At 65.5% G+C, this 18877-nt stretch carries 21 protein-coding genes; 10 read left to right on the top strand and 11 right to left on the bottom strand.

Annotated elements, in window-relative coordinates:
* Positions 1-12: 12 nt before the first annotated feature.
* The 4 genes from ACA097_RS10610 to ACA097_RS10595 all read right to left on the bottom strand — a co-directional run bounded on the left by ACA097_RS10610 (position 13) and on the right by ACA097_RS10595 (position 2577).
* The gene (locus ACA097_RS10610; RefSeq protein ID WP_043248605.1) at positions 13-309 is read right to left on the bottom strand and encodes a DUF167 domain-containing protein; all 297 of its coding nucleotides are present in this window, start codon (positions 307-309) and stop codon (positions 13-15) included.
* A gap of 138 nt (positions 310-447) precedes the next feature.
* The gene (locus ACA097_RS10605; RefSeq protein WP_043248606.1) at positions 448-1041 is read right to left on the bottom strand and encodes a YggT family protein; all 594 of its coding nucleotides are present in this window, start codon (positions 1039-1041) and stop codon (positions 448-450) included.
* Between the two features lie 10 nt (positions 1042-1051).
* Positions 1052-1870 (bottom strand): pyrroline-5-carboxylate reductase, encoded by an 819-nt coding sequence (gene proC, locus ACA097_RS10600; RefSeq protein WP_371370087.1) that lies wholly within the window; start codon positions 1868-1870, stop codon positions 1052-1054.
* A gap of 17 nt (positions 1871-1887) precedes the next feature.
* Entirely contained in the window at positions 1888-2577 is a 690-nt protein-coding gene (locus tag ACA097_RS10595; RefSeq protein WP_043248610.1) for a YggS family pyridoxal phosphate-dependent enzyme, read from the bottom strand.
* Positions 2578-2650: 73 nt separating this feature from the next.
* Between ACA097_RS10595 and pilT the strand changes: the two genes are divergently transcribed.
* From pilT to ACA097_RS10570, 5 genes are all read left to right on the top strand, one after another.
* On the top strand, positions 2651-3685 hold the full coding sequence (gene pilT / locus ACA097_RS10590) for a type IV pilus twitching motility protein PilT (RefSeq protein WP_043248613.1): 1035 nt from the start codon (positions 2651-2653) through the stop codon (positions 3683-3685).
* Between the two features lie 92 nt (positions 3686-3777).
* The gene (gene pilU / locus ACA097_RS10585; protein ID WP_043248615.1) at positions 3778-4920 is read left to right on the top strand and encodes a type IV pilus ATPase PilU; all 1143 of its coding nucleotides are present in this window, start codon (positions 3778-3780) and stop codon (positions 4918-4920) included.
* Positions 4921-5019: 99 nt separating this feature from the next.
* Positions 5020-5424, top strand: coding sequence for a TM2 domain-containing protein (locus ACA097_RS10580; protein ID WP_043248616.1), 405 nt, complete (start codon positions 5020-5022; stop codon positions 5422-5424).
* A 144-nt stretch (positions 5425-5568) separates the two neighbouring features.
* The gene (locus ACA097_RS10575) at positions 5569-6942 is read left to right on the top strand and encodes a cystathionine beta-synthase (protein WP_043248618.1); all 1374 of its coding nucleotides are present in this window, start codon (positions 5569-5571) and stop codon (positions 6940-6942) included.
* Positions 6939-8111 (top strand): cystathionine gamma-synthase, encoded by a 1173-nt coding sequence (locus ACA097_RS10570; RefSeq protein WP_160285642.1) that lies wholly within the window; start codon positions 6939-6941, stop codon positions 8109-8111. Before ACA097_RS10575 ends, ACA097_RS10570 begins: the two co-directional genes overlap by 4 nt.
* A 120-nt stretch (positions 8112-8231) precedes the next feature.
* Here ACA097_RS10570 and ACA097_RS10565 read toward each other — a convergent pair whose 3' ends face one another.
* The 7 genes from ACA097_RS10565 to gshB form a co-directional block, all read right to left on the bottom strand.
* Positions 8232-9503 carry a dihydroorotase gene (locus ACA097_RS10565; RefSeq protein WP_371370086.1) on the bottom strand — a complete coding sequence of 424 codons (1272 nt, stop codon included), beginning with the start codon at positions 9501-9503 and terminating at the stop codon, positions 8232-8234.
* On the bottom strand, positions 9500-10504 hold the full coding sequence (locus ACA097_RS10560; protein WP_043248624.1) for an aspartate carbamoyltransferase catalytic subunit: 1005 nt from the start codon (positions 10502-10504) through the stop codon (positions 9500-9502). Before ACA097_RS10560 ends, ACA097_RS10565 begins: the two co-directional genes overlap by 4 nt.
* A 41-nt stretch (positions 10505-10545) precedes the next feature.
* Complete coding sequence (pyrR, locus tag ACA097_RS10555) at positions 10546-11055, bottom strand: bifunctional pyr operon transcriptional regulator/uracil phosphoribosyltransferase PyrR (protein ID WP_043248627.1); 510 nt, start codon at positions 11053-11055, stop codon at positions 10546-10548.
* 114 nt (positions 11056-11169) lie between these two features.
* Positions 11170-11598 (bottom strand): Holliday junction resolvase RuvX, encoded by a 429-nt coding sequence (gene ruvX / locus ACA097_RS10550; RefSeq protein WP_371370085.1) that lies wholly within the window; start codon positions 11596-11598, stop codon positions 11170-11172.
* Complete coding sequence (locus tag ACA097_RS10545) at positions 11598-12164, bottom strand: YqgE/AlgH family protein (protein WP_043248630.1); 567 nt, start codon at positions 12162-12164, stop codon at positions 11598-11600. The genes ruvX and ACA097_RS10545 overlap by 1 nt, the downstream gene beginning before the upstream one ends.
* A 71-nt stretch (positions 12165-12235) precedes the next feature.
* On the bottom strand, positions 12236-13129 hold the full coding sequence (locus tag ACA097_RS10540; RefSeq protein WP_043248631.1) for an energy transducer TonB: 894 nt from the start codon (positions 13127-13129) through the stop codon (positions 12236-12238).
* An 84-nt stretch (positions 13130-13213) separates the two neighbouring features.
* A complete protein-coding gene (gene gshB / locus ACA097_RS10535) occupies positions 13214-14185 on the bottom strand; it encodes a glutathione synthase (protein ID WP_043248632.1) in 972 nt (323 codons plus the stop codon).
* A 244-nt stretch (positions 14186-14429) separates the two neighbouring features.
* Here gshB and pilG point away from each other — a divergent pair, with 244 nt between their 5' ends.
* The 5 genes from pilG to ACA097_RS10510 all read left to right on the top strand — a co-directional run bounded on the left by pilG (position 14430) and on the right by ACA097_RS10510 (position 18877).
* The gene (gene pilG, locus ACA097_RS10530) at positions 14430-14837 is read left to right on the top strand and encodes a twitching motility response regulator PilG (protein WP_009615249.1); all 408 of its coding nucleotides are present in this window, start codon (positions 14430-14432) and stop codon (positions 14835-14837) included.
* Between the two features lie 44 nt (positions 14838-14881).
* Entirely contained in the window at positions 14882-15247 is a 366-nt protein-coding gene (pilH, locus tag ACA097_RS10525) for a twitching motility response regulator PilH (RefSeq protein ID WP_043248635.1), read from the top strand.
* A 47-nt stretch (positions 15248-15294) separates the two neighbouring features.
* Positions 15295-15831, top strand: coding sequence for a chemotaxis protein CheW (locus ACA097_RS10520; protein WP_043248637.1), 537 nt, complete (start codon positions 15295-15297; stop codon positions 15829-15831).
* Positions 15832-15913: 82 nt separating this feature from the next.
* A complete protein-coding gene (locus ACA097_RS10515; RefSeq protein WP_043248639.1) occupies positions 15914-17959 on the top strand; it encodes a methyl-accepting chemotaxis protein in 2046 nt (681 codons plus the stop codon).
* A gap of 60 nt (positions 17960-18019) precedes the next feature.
* Positions 18020-18877 (top strand): protein-glutamate O-methyltransferase, encoded by an 858-nt coding sequence (locus ACA097_RS10510; RefSeq protein ID WP_043248641.1) that lies wholly within the window; start codon positions 18020-18022, stop codon positions 18875-18877.

The raw sequence follows: 18877 nt of genomic DNA, 5'->3' as shown, positions 1-18877 counted from the left end.
ATGTAAGGTCGGTCAATGTGACCGAGCGGTAATCCCCAGCTCCGCCGGAAGCTGCGTCGGGCGCGGGATGCGCACGCGCTTCTGGCGGTTCAGCTCGCCACTTTCGAGCACGACCGTGCTCTTCGGAACGCCAAAGGCCTTGCCGAGGAAGGCCAGGAGATGCGCATTGGCCTTGCCTTCGACGGGGGGCGCGGTGAGGCGGATCTTCAGGCGCTCGCCATGCAGCCCGGCGAACTCGTCGCGGCTCGCCTTGGGCTGCAGGTGGACGTCGAGGAGCAGGTCCTCGCCGTCCCAGCGATAGAAGCTCATTTGCTTACCTGTCTCATGGAGCTCGCGAGCTAGAGCGAGACGAGGCGGAAACAGCCGGGGATGCGCAGTTTACATGCAGTAAATGAGCAATCACCGGCTGTTTCCAACGCTGTATCGCCGACGCGCAGCAGCTCCCTTTTACATGAAGGGGCTCAGAATTTGCGGCATGCGGGTCATGGCCGCCAGGTTGCCGATCACCAGCATGTCGATCAGTTTCAGCGCAATGAACGCGAAGATCGGCGAGAGATCCAGCCCGCCGAGGTTCGGCAGCAGCTTGCGGAAGGGAGCCAGCATCGGTTCGCAGATCTGGTTCACCAGCTGCGCGCCGGGGTTGTAGCTGCCCGGGGCGACCCAGGAGAGGATCACGCTGACGATCAGGGCGAAGAAGAACACCTTGAGGAACAGCGAGGTCACCGCGATCACCGACCACACCAGCAGTTGCAAGATGAAGCCGCCGACGCCGTAGCCCATCAGCAGCAGGGTGACGATCATCAGCACCAGCTGCACCAGGATGGCCAGCACCAGGGAGGCCAGGTCGATACCGCCGAAGCCCGGAATCACCCGGCGCAGCGGGTTCAGCAGCGGCTTGGTGGCGCGCACGATGAACTGGCTGAGCGGGTTGTAGAAGTCGGCGCGCACCAGCTGCAGGATGAAGCGCAGCAGGACGATCAGCAGGTACAGACTGCCGAGGGTCTGGATGACGTAGATGGCGGCGGTGGAAAGTCCGGTCATGGAAGGCTCCTCATTGCCCCAGTTGTTCGGCCAGCTCGGCCGAGCGGTGGTCGGCGGCATTCAGCGCGCGTTCGACCAGTGCTTCGAATCCATTCGCCTGGAAGGCAGTGATGGCGGCTTCGGTGGTGCCCTTGGGCGAGGTCACGCGGCGGCGCAGTTCGGCCGGGTCGACGTCGCTGGCGAGCGCCATGCGCGCGGCGCCCAGGGCGGTCTGCAGGGTCAGGCGGGAAGCCACTTCATGGCTCAGGCCGAGCTTCTCGCCGGCGGCAGTCATGGCTTCCATCAACAGGAAGAAGTACGCCGGGCCGCTGCCGGAAACGGCGGTGACCGCGTCGATCTGCTTCTCCTCCTCCAGCCACAGGGCGATGCCCACGGCGCCCAGCAGTTGCTCGGCCTGCTTGCGCTGCGCGGCGCTGACCTGGGAGGTGGCGTACAGGCCGCTGGCGCCTTCGCCGAGCAGGGCCGGGGTGTTGGGCATGCAGCGCACCAGCAGTTCGGTGCCCAGCCAGCGCGACAGGCTGGCGCAGGGGATGCCGGCGGCGATGGAAACGATCAACTGGCCCGGTTCGAGCAGCGCGGCCAAGGGCTCGCAGACCTGCTTCATGACCTGCGGCTTGACCGACAGGACGACCACGTCGGCGCCGGCGATGGCGCTGGCGTTGTCCTCGAAGACCTCGATGCCGTGCTCCGCGGCGATCTTCGCGCGCTGGTCGGCGCCCGGGTCGCTGGCGCGGATCTGCTTGGCGGGTACGCCCTGGGCGCGCAGTCCACCGATCAGGCTGGCGGCCATGTTGCCGGCGCCGATGAAAGCGATGCGGGTATTGCTCATGGAATGCTTTCCTTTATCTAAGGGTGGGTGCCGTAGTCGCGTGCGCCGAACAGCGCGGTGCCGATGCGTACCCAGGTGGCACCTTCGGCGATGGCGGCTTCGAGATCATGGCTCATGCCCATGGACAGGGTGTCCAGGCCGAGATCCAGCGTAGTCATGAGTTCGCGCAGGCGGGCAAAAGCCGCGCGCTGGGCGGCGACGTCCTCGGTGGGTTCGGGAATCGCCATCAGCCCGCGCAGTTTCAGGTTTGGCAGGGCAGCAACGGCGCGGGCCAGCTCCGGCAGTTCCGCGGCGCTGCAGCCGGACTTGCTGTCCTCGCCGCTGACGTTCACCTGCAGGCAGACGTTGAGCGCCGGCAGGTGCGCCGGACGCTGAGCGGAGAGGCGCTCGGCGACCTTCAGGCGATCGACCGAATGCACCCACTGGAAGTGCTCGGCGATGGGGCGGGTCTTGTTCGACTGGATGGGGCCGATGAAGTGCCAGGTCAGCGGCAGGTCAGCCAGTTCGGCTTGTTTCGCCAGCGCCTCCTGCAGGTAGTTTTCGCCGAAATCGGCCATCCCGGCGGCATATGCCTCGCGCACGTCCGCGGCCGGTTTGGTCTTGCTCACCGCCAGCAGATTCACGCCCTCGGGATCGCGTCCCGTAGCTTGCGCCGCCTCACGGATGCGTGCGCGAACCTTTGCAATATTCTCTGCTATCGTGGACATTACCTGCGCTCTACGGCCCGGCTGCTGCAAGATCAGCGGCATTCTACCTGCTTGCATTGGATTGGGGAGTCCCATGGATATTACCGAGTTGCTCGCCTTCAGCGCCAAGCAAGGCGCTTCGGACCTGCACCTCTCGGCCGGCCTGCCGCCGATGATCCGCGTCGACGGCGATGTTCGCCGGATCAACCTGCCGCCCCTCGAGCACAAGCAGGTCCACGCGCTGATCTACGACATCATGAACGACAAGCAGCGCAAGGATTTCGAGGAATTCCTCGAGACCGACTTCTCCTTCGAAGTCCCTGGCGTCGCGCGTTTCCGGGTCAACGCCTTCAACCAGAACCGCGGCGCGGGTGCGGTGTTCCGGACCATTCCCTCTAAGGTCCTGAGCATGGAAGACCTGGGCATGGGCGAGGTGTTCAAGCGCATTGCCGACGTGCCGCGCGGCCTGGTGCTGGTCACCGGTCCGACCGGTTCGGGCAAGTCGACCTCGCTCGCAGCGATGCTCGACTACCTGAACAACACCATGTACAGCCACATCCTCACCGTCGAGGACCCGATCGAATTCGTCCACGAATCGAAGAAATGCCTGGTCAACCAGCGCGAGGTGCACCGCGACACCCTCGGCTTCAACGAGGCGCTGCGCTCGGCCCTGCGTGAGGACCCGGACATCATCCTGGTCGGCGAGATGCGCGACCTGGAAACCATCCGCCTGGCGCTGACCGCCGCGGAAACCGGCCACCTGGTATTCGGCACCCTGCACACCACCTCCGCGGCCAAGACCATCGACCGTATCGTCGACGTGTTCCCCGCCGAGGAGAAGTCCATGGTCCGTTCCATGCTCTCCGAATCGCTGCAGGCGGTGATCTCGCAGACCCTGCTGAAGAAGATCGGCGGCGGCCGTGTCGCGGCCCACGAGATCATGATCGGCACCCCGGCGATCCGTAACCTGATCCGCGAGGACAAGGTGGCGCAGATGTACTCGGCGATCCAGACCGGCGGCGCGCTGGGCATGCAGACCCTCGACATGTGCCTCAAGGGGCTGGTCGCCAAGGGCCTGGTGACCCGCGATGCAGCCAAGGAAAAAGCCAAGATTCCGGAAAACTTCTGAGTCGTCGGGCCTAGCGCCCGGCGCAGGGAGCGCGCCACACGCCGCCGCTCCGTTGAAGTCGCACTGAGCGCGTGAACCACACGGGTACGACCATGGAATTCGAGAAACTTTTACGCCTGATGGTGGAGAAGGGCGCCTCCGACCTTTTCGTCACTGCTGGCGTGCCGCCGTCGATGAAGGTCAACGGCAAGGTCCTGCCGGTCACCAAGAACCCACTGTCGCCGGAGCAGACCCGCGAGACCGTGCTGTCGGTGATGAACGAGCAGCAACGCCGCGACTTCGCCGAGAACCACGAGTGCAACTTCGCGATCAGCGCGCGCGGCATCGGCCGTTTCCGCGTCAGCGCCTTCTACCAGCGCAACCTGGTGGGCATGGTGCTGCGTCGCATCGAGACCAACATCCCGACCATCGACGACCTCAAGCTGCCGGAGATCCTCAAGAAGCTGGCCATGACCAAGCGTGGCCTGGTGATCTTCGTCGGCGCCACCGGTACCGGTAAGTCCACCTCGCTGGCGGCGATGATCGGCTACCGCAACAAGAACTCCACCGGGCACATCATCTCCATCGAGGATCCGATCGAGTACATCCACCAGCACCAGGGCTGCATTGTCACCCAGCGCGAAGTGGGCCTCGACACTGACTCCTTCGAAGTAGCGTTGAAGAACACCCTGCGCCAGGCGCCGGACGTGATCATGATCGGCGAGGTGCGTTCGCGCGAGACCATGGACCACGCCGTGGCCTTCGCCGAAACCGGCCACCTGTGCCTGGCGACGCTGCACGCCAACAACGCCAACCAGGCGCTGGAGCGGATCATCCACTTCTTCCCCGCCGACCGGCACGGGCAGGTGTGGATGGACCTGTCCCTCAACCTCAAGGCGATCGTCGCCCAACAACTGGTCCCGACGCCGGACGGCAAGGGCCGCCGCGCGGTGATCGAGGTGCTGCTGAACACCCCGCTGGCCGCCGATCTGATCCGCAAGGGCGAGGTGCACGAGCTCAAGCCGCTGATGAAGCGCTCCACCGAGCAGGGCATGCAGACCTTCGACCAGGCGCTGTACCAGCTGTACTCCCAGGGCGAGATTACCTACGAAGACGCCCTGGCCTACGCCGACTCGGCGAACGACCTGCGCCTGATGATCAAGCTGGGGTCGGAAACCGACGCCGACCACCTGTCGACCATGACCCAGGGCCTGACCCTGGAGATGGACGAAGACCCCAACCGCCGCTTCCGCTGATCCCCGCGGCCCGTCGACGGGCCGCCTTCTCCCGTTCCTTGCCGCGGATGCTGTACCCAGCGTCCGCGTCATTCCGCTTTCGTCGCGCAGGAGTGCCGCATGTCCAATTCCCCCGATACCCACAGCAAGCTGATCGGCTACCTGCTCTGGCTGTTCGGCTTCACCGGCTCGCACCGCTTCTACTATGGCAAGCCAATCAGCGGGACCATCTGGTTCTTCACCCTCGGACTGTTCTTCATCGGCTGGATCATCGACCTCTTCCTTATCCCGTCGATGGACGACGAGGCCGACCTGCGTTATCGCAGCGGCGCACTGGACTACAGCGTGGCCTGGATCCTGCTGACCTTCCTCGGTGTGTTCGGCGTGCACCGCATGTACATGGGCAAGTGGCTCACCGGCATCCTCTACCTGCTCACCGGCGGCCTGTTCCTGCTGGGCGTGCTATACGACTTCTGGACCCTCAACGCCCAGATATCCGAACGCAACGGACCGCAGCGCCTGTAAGGAATCCCTGCCAGAAAGCCCGCCACCCGGCGGGCTTTTTCGTCGTGCCAGCCTGGCGAGGGCAGCACCCCCGGCCTAAGGTGGGGACAGACCCAGAAGGCCGCGCCGGCGGGCAATCCCCACGGCGCCAGAAGGAGCTGCGCCATGAGCAACGATTCCCGCCCCGCTGTACTGGACCTGATCGGCAACACACCCCTGGTTCGCGTTACCCGCTTCGATACAGGCCCCTGCACGCTCTTCCTCAAGCTCGAGAACCAGAACCCCGGCGGCTCCATCAAGGACCGCATCGGCGTGGCCATGATCGAGACGGCCGAGCGCGATGGCCGCCTGAAACCCGGCGGCACCATCGTCGAAGCCACGGCCGGCAACACAGGCCTGGGCCTGGCGCTGGTCGGCCGCGCCAAAGGCTACCGGGTGGTGCTGGTGGTGCCGGACAAGATGTCCAGCGAGAAGGTGCTGCACCTCAAGGCCATGGGGGCCGAGGTGCACATCACCCGCTCCGATGTCGGCAAGGGCCACCCCGAGTACTACCAGGATGTCGCGGCGCGCCTGGCTGCGGAAATCCCCGGCGCCTTCTTCGCCGACCAATTCAACAACCCGGCCAACCCCCTGGCCCACGAAACCAGCACTGCTCCGGAAATCTGGCAGCAGACAGGCCATGACCTCGACGCCATCGTCGTCGGTGTCGGCTCGGCCGGTACCCTCGCCGGACTCACGCGCTTTTTCCAGCGGGTGCAGCCAAAACTGGAGTTCGTCCTCGCCGACCCGGTGGGCTCGGTGATGGCCGAGTACGTGCGCAGCGGCACCCTCGGTGAAGTCGGCTCCTGGGCGGTGGAGGGAATCGGCGAGGATTTCGTTCCCTCCATCGCCGACCTCTCCAGCGTGCGCCACGCCTACTCCATCAGCGACGAGGAGAGCTTCGCCCACGCCCGCGAGCTGCTGCGCGCCGAGGGTATTCCTGGCGGCTCTTCAACCGGCACCTTGCTAGCCGCGGCGCTGCGCTATTGCCGTGAGCAGACAGAGCCCAAGCGTGTGCTCAGCTTCGTCTGCGATACCGGTACGCGCTACCTGTCCAAGGTCTACAACGACCAGTGGATGACCGACCAGGGCCTGCTGCAGCGCAAGCACTACGGCGACCTGCGCGACCTGATCGCGCGGCGCTTCGAGGATGGCCGGGTGGTCAGCGTCGGGCCCGGCGATACCCTGCTGACCGCCTTCCAGCGCATGCGCCTCGCCGATGTCTCGCAGCTGCCGGTGCTGGAGCAGGGCAAGCTGGCCGGGGTCATCGACGAGTCCGACATCCTGCTTGGCGTGCACGCCGACGCCACGCACTTCCGCAAGCCGGTGGCCAGCGCCATGACCACCCACCTGGAAACCCTGGCCCCGGACGCCAGCCTCGCCGAACTGCAGGCCGAACTGGATCGCGGCCTGGTCGCGATCATCGCCGACAGCAGCGGCTTCCACGGCCTGATTACCCGATTCGATCTGCTCAACCACCTCAGGAGAACGCTCGCATGAGCCAGGATTCGCACCAGCCGCGCGGTTTCGCCACGCGGGTCATCCACGCCGGCCAGGCGCCCGACCCCTCCACCGGCGCGCTGATGCCGCCGATTTACGCCAACTCCACCTACCTGCAGGACAGCCCCGGGGTGCACAAGGGCCTGGACTACGGCCGCTCGCACAACCCTACGCGCTGGGCACTGGAGCGCTGCGTGGCGGACTTGGAAGGCGGCAGCAAGGCGTTTGCTTTCGCCTCAGGGCTGGCAGCCATCTCGGCCACCCTGGAACTGCTCGACGCCGGCTCGCACATCGTTTCCGGCAACGACATTTATGGCGGCACCTTCCGCCTGTTCGAGCGCGTGCGGCGGCGCAGCGCCGGGCATGACTTCAGCTTCGTCGATCTCACCGACCTGTCGGCCATCGAGGCGGCCCTGCGGCCGGAAACCCGCATGGTGTGGATCGAAACCCCGAGCAACCCGCTGCTGCGCCTGGCCGACCTTGAGGCCATCGCCCGCCTGTGCCGCAGCCGCGGCATCCTCTGCGTGGCCGACAACACCTTCGCCAGCCCGCGTATCCAGCGTCCGCTGGAGCTGGGGTTCGATGTGGTGGTGCACTCGACGACCAAGTACCTGAACGGCCACTCGGACGTCATCGGCGGCATCGCCGTGGTCGGCGACAACCCGGAGCTGGCCGAGCGCCTGGGCTTCCTGCAGAACGCCGTGGGCGCCATCGCCGGCCCCTTCGACGCCTTCCTCACCCTGCGCGGCGTTAAGACGCTGGCCTTGCGCATGGATCGCCACTGCAGCAATGCGCTGGAGCTGGCGCAGTGGCTGGAGCGGCAGCCGCAGGTGAAGCGTGTGCATTACCCGGGGCTGCCGTCGCACCCACAGCACGAACTGGCCAAGCGGCAGATGAACGGCTTCGGCGGGATGATATCCATCGACCTCGCCACCGATCTGGCTGGCGCCAAGCGTTTCCTGGAGAACGTGCAGATATTCGCCCTGGCCGAGAGCCTGGGGGGCGTCGAGAGCCTGATCGAACACCCGGCGATCATGACCCACGCCACTATCCCGCCGGCGACCCGAGCGGAGCTGGGCATTGGCGATGGCCTGGTGCGGTTGTCGGTGGGGGTGGAGGATGTGGAGGACCTGCGCGCCGATCTGGCGCAGGCGCTGGCCACGATCTGACGTCGACGCCTCGTAGGAGCGGACCTTGTCCGAGATTCGCGCGCACGGCGCGCTCCTACAATCGACGCAGGTGCCAAGAAAAAGCCCGCCAGTCGGCGGGCTTTTTGATGCCTGGGAGGCTCAGATCGCGTGGACGATGTGTCCATCCACCAGGGTGCAGCGCACCGCACCCGGCAGCAGGTGGCCGCTGAACGGGCAGTTGTGCCCGCGCGAGTACCAGCTTTCGCCAACCAGGGTCTGGCCTTCGGCCTCGAACAGCACGAGGTCGGCGGCCTGGCCCACGGCGACTCGGCCGGCCGGCAGGCGCAGGGCGTTCGCCGGGCCGCTGGAGAGGCGCGCGAGCAGCGTCGGCAGGTCGAGCAGGTCGTCCTGCACCAGGGTCATGGCCAGCGGCAGCAGCAGTTCGACGCTGCTGATGCCCGGTTCAGTGGCGGCGAAGGGGGCGTTCTTGGCATCGAACTCGTGGGGCTGGTGGTGGCTGGCGATGGCGGTGATCACGCCGCTCTTCACCGCTTCGCGCAGGGCGTCGCGATCCTTGCGGGAACGCAGCGGCGGTTGCACGTGGTAGAGGCTGGAAAAGTCCGCGAGCGCTTCATCGGTGAGGATCAGCTGGTACAGCGCCACGTCGGCGGTCACCGGCAGGCCGCGGGCCTGCGCCTGGGCGATCAGTTCCACGCCACGGGCGCTGGTGAGCTGGCTGAAGTGCGCACGCACGCCGCTTTGCTCGACCAGCAGCAGGTTGCGCGCCAGGGCCACGGTTTCGGCGGTTTCCGGAATGCCGGCCAGGCCGCGGAAGGCAGCGGTGGGGCCGTCGTGGGCCAGGCCACCTTCGGCCAGTTCGGCGTCCTGGGAGGTGAAGATCACCGTCAGGTCGAAGGTCGCCGCGTACTCCAGGGAGCGCAGCAGCACGCGGTTGCTGGCCACCGGCGCCAGGCCGTTGGTGAAGGCTACGCAACCGGCGCCGCTCAGGGCCGCCAGTTCGGACAGCTGCTCGCCGGCCAGGCCGCGGGTCAGCGCGCCGATCGGGAAGACCTTGGCATTGCCGGCCTCGCGAGCGCGGTCGAGGATCAGTTCGGCTACGGCGGTGGTGTCGAGCACCGGCTTGGTCTGCGGCGGGCAGCACAGGCTGGTGACGCCACCGGCCGCGGCGGCGCGGGTTTCGCTGTCGATATTGCCCTTGCGGCTGTAGCCCGGTTCGCACAGGGCGACGTTGAGGTCGACCAGGCCGGGCGCGGCGACCAGGCCGGCGGCGTCGATCGCCTGGGCGGCATGGAAGTCGGCCGGGGCGTCGCCGAGAGCGATGATGCGGCCGGCTTCGATGTGGATGTCGCAGACCTTGTCCAGGCCGCTGGCCGGGTCGATCAGGCGGGCGCCGTGAATGCTGACGGTCATTGCGCGTCCTCCTGTTCCAGCTGGCGTTGGGCGTTCTGCCCGCTCATGGCCATGGACAGCACGGCCATGCGGATGGCGATCCCGTAGGTCACCTGGTTGAGGATCACCGATTGCTCGCCATCGGCGACGGCGGATTCGATTTCCACGCCGCGGTTGATCGGGCCCGGGTGCATGACGATGGCGTCGGGCTTGGCCAGCTTCAGGCGCTTCTGGGTCAGGCCGTAGAGCTTGAAGAACTCGCCTTCGCTGGGCAGCAGGCCGCCGGCCATGCGCTCGCGCTGCAGGCGCAGCATGATCACCACGTCGACGTCCTTGAGGCCTTCGTCGGCGTTGGTGAACACCTTGACCCCGTAGGTCTGCTCAAGGCCCACCGGCAGCAGGGTGCGCGGGGCGATGACGCGGATGTCCGGGCAGCCCAGGGTCTTCAGCGCCAGCATGTCGGAGCGCGCCACCCGCGAGTGCAGGATGTCGCCGACGATGGCTACCGAGAGGTTCTCGAAGCTGCCTTTGTGGCGGCGGATGGTGAGCATGTCGAGCATGCCCTGGGTCGGGTGGCCGTGGCGGCCGTCGCCGCCGTTGATCACGGCCACTTTCGGGCTGACGTGCTCGGCGATGAAGTGCGCAGCGCCTGAGTCGCTGTGGCGCACGACGAACATGTCGGCAGCCATGGCCTCGAGGTTGCGCAGCGTGTCGGTGAGGGTCTCACCCTTGCTGGTCGAGGAGGTCGACACGTTCAGCGTGATGACGTCGGCGGAAAGCCGTTGGGCGGCCAGTTCGAAGGTGGTGCGGGTGCGCGTGGAGTTCTCGAAGAACACGTTGCACACGGTCTTGCCGCGCAGCAGCGGGACTTTCTTGACCGCGCGGGCACCCACTTCGAGGAAGGAGTCGGCGGTGTCGAGGATCTCGGTCAGCAGCTCGCGGGGCAGGCCGTCGAGCGAGAGGAAATGGCGCAGCTGGCCCTGGTCGTTGAGCTGCAGCGGGCGCTTGGCGTCTGTCGGCATGTGGCAGGCCCTGAAAGGTCGGAAGAAGGGTGCGCGCGTGCTCAGAGCGCGCCGATGAGGGTGCGCTCGAGTGCGAGTGGTGCGGGACCGCGCAATTTTACCCGTTCATTGGGTGCCAGCGACAGGGTTTGTCCCACCACATCGGGGCGAATCGGCAGTTCACGGGCATTCAGGTCGAGCAGGCAGACCAGCGTCACGCTTGCCGGACGGCCGTAGTCGAACAGCTCGTTGAGCGCGGCACGGATGGTGCGGCCGCTCATCAGCACGTCGTCCACGAGGACCAGGTGCTGGCCGTCGATCTCGAACGGCAGCTCGGACGGGCGCACCTGCGGGTGCAGGCCGCTGCGAGTGAAGTCGTCGCGGTAGAAGGAGACGTCGAGGATGCCGAGGATCTCCTCGCTGTGCAGTTCCTTGAGCAGCGCCTGGGCGACCCAGATGCCGCCGGTGTGGATGCCCACGAAGCGCGGCGAGTCTATGCCGCGGGAGGCGAGGTGGTTGCGCAGCTCGGTGGCCATGCGCGGCAGGAGTTCGGCGGGGCTTGGCAGGGTCATGTCATCTCCTGGGGCTCGGGGCAGCCCGCAGGCCGCCGGTGATTCCATGTGTGCCCGACGGCGCGGGCACAGGCTCTAGATTAGCGGTTGCAGCGAATCCGGCGCTGTCGCAGATCAAGCGGTGCCGTGTTCGGCCAGCCAGCCTTCGAGCAACAGGGCAGCGGCCAGCGCGTCCACCGGGCGTTCGCGATAACCATCGCGCTGGCCCTGGGCCAGGCGTTCGCCCTTGGCGGCGTAGGTGGTCAGGCGCTCGTCGTGGGTGTGCACCGGCAGGTTGTAGCGGCCGTTTAGGCGGCGGGCGAACTTCTCCGCGCGCTCGCTCATCTCGCTGGGCGTGCCGTCCATGTTCAACGGCAGGCCGACGACGATGGCGTCTGGTTGCCATTCCTTGATCAGCGCTTCGACGCGGTTCCAGTCCGGCACGCCGTTCTGTGCCTTGAGCACGCACAGCTCGCGGGCCTGGCCGGTGATCGCCTGGCCGACGGCCACGCCGATTTGCTTGGTGCCGTAGTCGAAACCGAGAAGCAGGCGGGGCGCGCTCATCAGGCGTGCCCGGCTTGCGCGGTGAGCAGGGCGAGGTTGATGCCCAGGCGCTCGGCGGCAGCGGCCAGGCGCTGCTCGTGGGGGACGTCGAAGAGCACCGAGGGATCGGCCGGGCAGGTCAGCCAGGCATTGTCGGCGAGCTCTGCTTCCAGCTGGCCGGCTTCCCAGCCGGCGTAGCCGAGGGTGATCAGGCTCTTCTGCGGACCGCTGCCGTCGGCGATGGCGAACAGCACGTCCTGCGAGGTGGAGAGGCTAAGCTCGCCCAGCTCCAGGGTGGCCTGGAACTGCTGGCCGGCTGGATGCAGGACGAAGCCGCGATCGGTCTGCACCGGGCCGCCGTTATAGATAGTGATGCCCTGGCAGCGTGCCGGCGGCAGTTCGTCCGCGCGCAGTTGTTCGAGCACGTCGCTGAGCGTGAGGCCGCTCGGGCGGTTGATCACCAGGCCCATGGCGCCCTGCTCGTTGTGCTCGACCAGGTAGGTGACGGTCTGGGCAAAGTTGGGATCGGCCATGTGCGGCATGGCGATCAGGAAGTGGTGCTTGAGGTAGGTGGGCGCTGTATTCATGCCGGCTAGTTTCCGGCTAAGCGAAAGGCCCTGCAAGCACCAGGGCCCCTAAAACAAGGGAGGCGCACGGCCTACCGGCTCGACAGGCGGTCGCCGCGCTCGAAGCGCCAGGTGCGGATGATTTCCAGGCGGTCGATGTCCGCCAGATCGCCGGTGAAGGGCGCGAAGGGCGCGGCCAGGCGCACGATGCGTTGGGCGGCCTGGTCGAGCAGTGGCTGGCCGGAAGACTCCAGCACCTGCACTTCGTACAGCGAACCGTCGTGGTTGATCGAAACCAGCAGCCGTAGGCTGCCATAGACACGCTGGCGACGGGCCTCGTCGGGGTAATTGAGGTTGCCGATGCGCTCGATCTTCTTGCGCCACTCTTCCTTGTACCAGGCGCCCTTGTCGCGCATGGTCGAGGCGGCGGTCAGGCGCTGGATGCGCGGACGCTTGGCGTAGGCCTGGCGATCCTTGGCGAGGTCGGCCTCGAGGCTGGAAATCTGCGCCGAGAGCTCGCTGGAGTCGAATTGCGGCACAGGATCGGCAACAGGTTCGGCCTTGGGCGTCTGCTGCTTGGTCTGCACTTTCTGCTGGCGCGGCGACTTGGTGGTCACGGCAGTCTTGGGTGCTTCTTCCTTTTGCACCTGCTTCGGCGTCTGCGGAAGGGTGACCTTCTTCGCCTCCGAGTCCTGGAAGGGGGCCTTCTCTGTGGTCTTGGGCACCGCTTTCTTGTCCAGGGTGCCGCTGCCCTGCTGGTTCATCTGTGCCAGGTAATCGGCCTTCTCCGGCTTCTTCTCGCTCTTGAAGGTGGCCAGGGTGATTTCCAGGGTCTTGCTCAGCAGGCTCGGCTTGGGCATGGAGAAGCCCACGCCGAGGATTAGCGCGACGTGCAGCACGGCGGCCACGAACAGGGTGAAGCCCAGCCGGTCCGCCGGGCGGACGCCGGAGGATTCGAAGGCTTGGGGGGAGGTTGCAGCGTTCATTACGGTTCGAGCTGGCCGGGGTGGGCGAAGTCTGCTTTCCCCGGCCGTCGCCTGCAAGCGGCAAGCGTCAAGTTGTCGGCTGCGTCAAACTTGCGGCTGCGCAGCGTGCGCCTTGAGCTTGCCCTCGATGGCGTCCATCAGACGCTCGCCGATGCGCGTGTCGTAGGCCTTGTCGATCTCGCGGATGCAGGTCGGGCTGGTGACGTTGATCTCGGTGAGGTAGTCGCCGATCACGTCCAGGCCGACGAACAGCAGGCCGCGTTCGCGCAGCTGCGGGCCGACCTGTTCGGCGATCCAGCGATCGCGCTCGGACAACGGCTGGGCCACGCCGCGGCCACCGGCGGCGAGGTTGCCGCGCGTCTCGCCCTGCGCCGGAATGCGCGCCAGGCAATATTCCACCGGCTCGCCATCGATCATCAGGATGCGCTTGTCGCCATCCTTGATCTCCGGGATATAGCGCTGCGCCATGATTTGCTGGTGGCCATGTAGGGTCAGGGTCTCGAGGATCACCGACAGGTTCGGGTCGCCCTCGCGGTGGCGGAAGATCATGGTGCCGCCCATGCCTTCGAGGGGTTTGAGAATGATGTCACGATGTTCGGCGGCGAACTCGCGCAGAATGTCCCCGCGCCGAGTGACCAGGGTCGGCGGCGTGCATTGGGGGAACAAGGTGGCGAAGAACTTCTCGTTGCAGTCGCGCAGGCTCTGCGGGCGGTTCACCACCAGGGTGCCGGCGCGTTCGGCCTGCTCCAGCAGATATGTGGAATAGATGAACTCGTTGTTGAAGGGCGGATCCTTGCGCATCAGGATCACGTCCAGCTCGGACAGCGGCAGGTCGGTCTCCTCGGCCAGCTCGTACCAGTGCTCGGCATCGTTGAAGACTTTCAGGGCGCGAACCTTCCCATGGGCAGTGTTCGCCTTCTGGTAAAGATCCTGTTGTTCCATATAGAAGAGCGACCAGCCTCGTGCCTGGGCCGCCAGCAGCATCGCCAGGGAGCTGTCCTTCTTGAAGTTGATGCTCGCGATGGGGTCCATCACGATGCCCACGCGTACGCTCATGGGGGGGTCTCCGAAAGGGGCAGGGTGCGGCGAGAAACCGCGCCGAAAAGGGCTGAAAAGGACGCTCAGAGTGGCGCTGGAGGCGATCCCGGTCAAGGAAAAGCCGGTGCCTCCGGGGTGTTATGGATGGAACGGGGAGAGTGTGCTAAAAGACTCCGACGATTGGGTCGCAGCCCGACGGTGGCAGGGCGTTAGCGCACTGAATATAAGACAGTAACGATTCACCGAGATGCTAAGGGCGAACATGGAACAGCATTCCGATGGTTTGAAGGTAATGGTGATCGACGATTCCAAAACGATTCGTCGCACCGCGGAAACCTTGCTGAAGAAAGTCGGCTGTGACGTCATCACGGCGATCGACGGCTTCGACGCTCTGGCGAAGATTGCCGATACCCATCCCAACATCATCTTTGTCGACATCATGATGCCGCGACTCGACGGCTATCAGACCTGCGCCCTGATCAAGAACAACAGCGCCTTCAAATCCACCCCGGTGATCATGCTGTCCTCCAAGGACGGCCTGTTCGACAAGGCCAAGGGTCGAATCGTCGGCTCCGACCAGTACCTCACCAAGCCTTTCAGCAAGGAAGAGCTGCTCGGCGCCATCAAGACCCATGTGCCCGACTTCACCCCGGTGGAGCAAGCTTCCTGATGTCCGGCCTTTGTGCCGGTGATGCCTTTTCCTAGGGGAACCCCATGGCTCGAATCCTGATTGTTGATGACTCGCCGACCGAGATGTACAAGCTGACCGCGATGCTGGAGAAGCACTCGCATCAGGTACTCAAGGCGGAAAATGGCGCCGACGGCGTGGCCCTGGCTCGCCAGGAAAAGCCGGACGTGGTCCTGATGGACATCGTCATGCCCGGGCTGAACGGCTTCCAGGCCACCCGGCAGCTGTCCAAGGACCCGGAAACCAGTGCCATCCCGGTCATCATCGTCACCACCAAGGATCAGGAAACCGACAAGGTCTGGGGCAAGCGCCAGGGCGCGCGCGACTACCTGACCAAGCCGGTCGACGAAGACACCCTGCTCAAGACCATCAATGCAGTGCTGGCCGGCTGAAGCCGGACGGCGCGCTAATAACTATTAGAAAAAAGGCCAGGGCCGGCATGTCGGAAGTCCAGACTCCCTTCCAGCTCCTCTATGAAATCGACCAGCGTTGCCGCCTCCTGGCTGCGGGCCTGCCCGCGCAGCGCGAGGTCGTGCAGAGCTGGAACGGTATCGGCTTCCGCATGGCGGGCCGGCTGTTTGTCGCACCCATGGGCGAGGTCGCCGAGGTTCTCCATGAACCCCGCTACACCTTGCTGCCGGGCGTGCGCGACTGGGTAAAGGGCGTGGCCAACGTGCGTGGCCGCCTGCTGCCGATCATGGACCTGTGTGGCTTCCTCGGTGCCGAACTGTCGGCCCTGCGCAAACAGCGTCGGGTGCTGGTGGTCGAGCATGGCGAGGTATTCGCCGGACTGATCGTCGACGAAGTATTCGGTATGCAGCATTTCCCGGTGGATACATTCAGCGAACAGCTGCCACCTCTGGAGGCCGCGCTGCAGCCATTCATCCATGGTGTCTTCCATCGGGAGCAACCCTGGTTGGTGTTCAGCCCACACGTGCTGGCACAGCACCCGGGCTTCCTCGAAGTCGCAAGCTAGTTGGAACCGGTTGGGTCGGGACTCCGGCCCTTAGTCGAGACATGGAAATCGTAAGCGTGGTAGGTCCAGGCGGGGGCCGCATATGAAGAAAATCAAGACTGGCAATCTCTTTTCGGGCGCGCGTAGCAGCTCACTGATCGCGGTGCTGTTCATCGTTCTGATCGTCGCGATCGTGTTGCTGTTCGCCAACTTCGCCTACCTCAACACGCAGTCGAACCACGACAAGCAGTACATCGGCCACGCCGGCGAACTGCGCGTGCTCTCGCAGCGTATCGCGAAGAACGCCACCGAAGCGGCGGCGGGCAAGAGCGAGGCGTTCAAGCTGCTGAAAGAAGCACGCAACGACTTCGAAAAGCGCTGGAACGTGCTGCAGAAGGGTGACGAAACCACCGGCCTGCCGCCGAGCCCGGCGATGGTTCAGCCGCAGATGGCCGACGTGCAGAAGGACTGGGACCAGCTGCGCAAGAACACCGACTCCATCCTCGCCAGCGAGCAGACCGTGCTGTCCCTGCACCAGGTGGCAGCGACCCTCGCCGAAACCATCCCGCAGCTGCAGGTCACCTACGAGGAAGTCGTGGACATCCTCCTGGAGAACGGCGCCCCGGCCGAGCAGGTCGCGGTAGCCCAGCGCCAATCGCTGCTCGCCGAACGTATCCTCGGCTCGGTGAACAAGGTGCTCGCCGGCGACGAGAACTCGGTGCAGGCCGCCGACAGCTTCGGTCGCGACGCCAGCCTCTTCGGCCGTGTGCTGAAAGGCATGAAGGAAGGCAACGCGGCGATGAACATCACCAAGGTGACCAACGCCGAAGCGCTGGACCGCCTGAACGAGATTTCCGAGCTGTTCGAATTCGTTTCCGGCTCGGTGGACGAAATCCTCGAGACCTCGCCCGAGCTGTTCCAGGTTCGCGAATCGGCAAACACCATCTTCACCAGCTCGCAAACCCTGCTGGACAAGGCTTCCAAGCTGGCCGACGGCTTCGAGAACCTGGCCGGTGGCCGTCACCTGAACCAGTTCGCCAACATCGCCCTGGCGATCATCGCGCTGGGTTCGATCATCCTCATCGGCCTGGTGATGGTGCGTGAAACCAACCGCCGGCTGTCCGAGACCGCGGAAAAGAACGAACGTAACCAGGCGGCGATTCTGCGTCTGCTCGACGAAATTGCCGACCTCGCGGACGGTGACCTGACCGTGGCTGCGACCGTGACCGAAGACTTCACCGGCGCCATCGCGGACTCCATCAACTACTCCATCGACCAGCTCCGCGAGCTGGTGGAAACCATCAACCAGACCGCCGTGCAGGTGGCCGCCGCCGCCCAGGAAACCCAGGCTACGGCGATGCACCTGGCCGAGGCTTCCGAGCACCAGGCGCAGGAAATCGCCGGCGCATCCGCGGCGATCAACGAAATGGCGGTGTCCATTGACCAGGTATCGGCGAACGCCAGCGAATCCTCCGCGGTAGCGGAACGTTCGGTAGCCATCGCCAACAAGGGCAACGAGGTGGTGCACAACACCATCACCGGCATGGACAACATCCGTGAGCAGATCCAGGACACCTCGAAGCGGATCAAGCGCCTCGGTGAATCGTCCCAGGAGATCGGTGACATCGTTAGCCTGATTAACGACATCGCCGACCAGACCAACATCCTCGCCCTGAACGCCGCGATCCAGGCGTCCATGGCCGGCGACGCGGGCCGTGGTTTCGCCGTGGTAGCGGACGAAGTACAGCGCCTCGCGGAACGTTCCTCCGCGGCGACCAAGCAGATCGAAGCGCTGGTAAAGACCATTCAGACCGACACCAACGAAGCGGTGATCTCGATGGAGCAGACCACCTCCGAAGTGGTCCGCGGTGCTCGCCTGGCGCAGGACGCCGGTGTGGCCCTGGAAGAGATCGAGAAGGTATCCAAGACCCTGGCGGCGCTGATCCAGAACATCTCCAACGCCGCCCGTCAGCAGGCCTCTTCGGCCGGCCACATTTCCAACACCATGAACGTGATCCAGGAGATCACCTCGCAGACCTCCGCCGGTACCACCGCCACTGCGCGCAGCATCGGTAACTTGGCGAAGATGGCCAGCGAGATGCGCAACTCGGTGTCCGGCTTCAAGCTGCCGGACCTGGAACAGGCCTGAGCAGGAGGTGCGCGGTCCTGAAAGGGGCCGCGCGCGAAAGCCTTGAGCGAGGGGCGCGACATGCAGGCACCGGGCGTCTGGTCGTTGCAGCCGTTGGCCGACATGTCGGCAGCGGAGTTCCGCGACTGGCAGGCTCTGCTGGAGGATCGGACCGGCGTCGTGGTCAACGAGCAGCGCCGCGCCTTCCTGCAGACCAGCCTGGGCGCGCGCATGCGCGAACTGGGCATCAACGACTACGCAAGCTATTACCGCCAGGTCACTGACGGCCCGCGCGGTGCGGTCGAATGGTCGAACCTGCTGGATCGCCTGACCGTCCAGGAGACCCGCTTCTTTCGCCATCGGCCGTCCTTCGAGCTACTGGTCGAGTACCTGCGCGGCCGCCTGGTTGGTCTGGACCGGCCACTCGCGCTATGGAGCGTAGGTTGCTCGAGCGGGGAGGAGCCCTACTCGCTGGCGATGGCTGTTGCCGAGGTGCTGCGTGAGCAGGAGCTGCCGGCGCTCTACGGGGTGACCGGCACCGATATCAGTCTCAATGCGCTGGGCAAGGCGCGCGAAGCCTTGTACCCGGCACGCAAGCTGCAAGATGTCGACGCGGAGCTGGCACAGCGCTACTTCCGCGAGGAGTCCGAGGGCCGCTTCCGGGTGCTGCCGGAACTGACCGAGCGGGTCTGCTGTACGCGATTGAACGTGCTGGAACTGGCGCAGGCGCCTATGTCCGGCCTGGACGTGATCTTTTGTCAGAACCTGCTGATCTATTTCCGCCGTTGGCGACGCCGGGAAATCCTCAACCGCCTGGCCGAGCGCCTGGCGCCGGGAGGATTGCTGGTGGTGGGCCCGGGTGAAGTGGTCGACTGGCGCCACCCGGAGCTTGAACCGGTGGCCGATGAGCGCGTTCTGGCCTTTACCCGCAAGGGATGA

Source organism: Pseudomonas sp. QL9, assembly GCF_041409665.1.
Taxonomy (GTDB): domain Bacteria; phylum Pseudomonadota; class Gammaproteobacteria; order Pseudomonadales; family Pseudomonadaceae; genus Pseudomonas; species Pseudomonas knackmussii.
The sequence above is the reverse complement of the archived record's forward strand: the minus strand, read 5'-3'. Positions and strand labels throughout refer to the sequence as shown.